This is a genomic window from Aeromonas sp. QDB23 (assembly GCF_027707745.1).
Taxonomy (GTDB): domain Bacteria; phylum Pseudomonadota; class Gammaproteobacteria; order Enterobacterales; family Aeromonadaceae; genus Aeromonas; species Aeromonas allosaccharophila.
In genome coordinates this window covers 1-841 of the sequence record NZ_JAPCJA010000165.1, presented here as the reverse complement: position 1 = coordinate 841, position 841 = coordinate 1, and the positions used below count along the sequence as shown (strand labels likewise).

At 55.9% G+C, this 841-nt stretch carries 1 protein-coding gene; it reads left to right on the top strand.

The features are described 5' to 3' along the window. The coding region (locus PG888_RS22980) for an IS3 family transposase (protein WP_270694481.1) at positions 1-680 on the top strand (680 nt) is incomplete at its 5' end. Positions 681-841: the final 161 nt, after the last annotated feature.

The window sequence follows — 841 nt, the reverse complement described above, 5'->3', positions numbered from 1 at the left end:
GCGCCTTGATGTCGATGATGCGGGAGTTGGGGTATCAGATTGGTCGATTCAAAGTACGTAACCTGATGAAGGAAGCCCGGCTGGCATCCAAGCAGCCGGGCGCACACCGTTATAAGGTGGCACGGTCTGAACGACCGGACATTCCCAATCTGCTGGCCCGAGAATTTGATGCTCCGCAACCCAATCAGGTGTGGTGTGGCGATATCACCTACGTCTGGGCAGGTGGTCGTTGGCATTACCTGGCCGTGGTGCTCGACCTGCATACCCGACGGGTCGTGGGCTGGGCGATGTCTGACAAACCTGATGCAGAATTGGCAATAAAAGCGCTGGAGATGGCTTATCAGCAGCGGGGCTGCCCATCAGGCGTGCTGTTTCACTCCGACCAGGGCAGCCAATACGGCAGTCGGGCATTTCGGCAACGACTGTGGCGCTATCGCATGACCCAGAGCATGAGTCGTCGTGGTAACTGCTGGGATAACGCCCCGATGGAACGGTTGTTCAGAAGCCTGAAGTCAGAGTGGCTGCCGGCAACGGGATACATGAGCGTGCAGGAGGCAAAGCGGGATATCAGTTATTACCTGATGGATTACTACAACTGGCGGCGTCCACATCAACACAATGACGGGATACCGCCAGCAAAAGCCGAGACTCGGCCTAACCAAGTGTCCGGATTTAGTTGACCACTACAGAGTGAGGGCTTTTTGGCCCAAGATGATAAAACCAAGACTTAAAAACGTCACATAGCAAAAAGGCCTTCCCGGTCAGGAAGGCCTTTCAAATTAGTGGCGGAGCGGACGGGACTCGAACCCGCGACCCCCGGCGTGACAGGCCGGTATTCTAA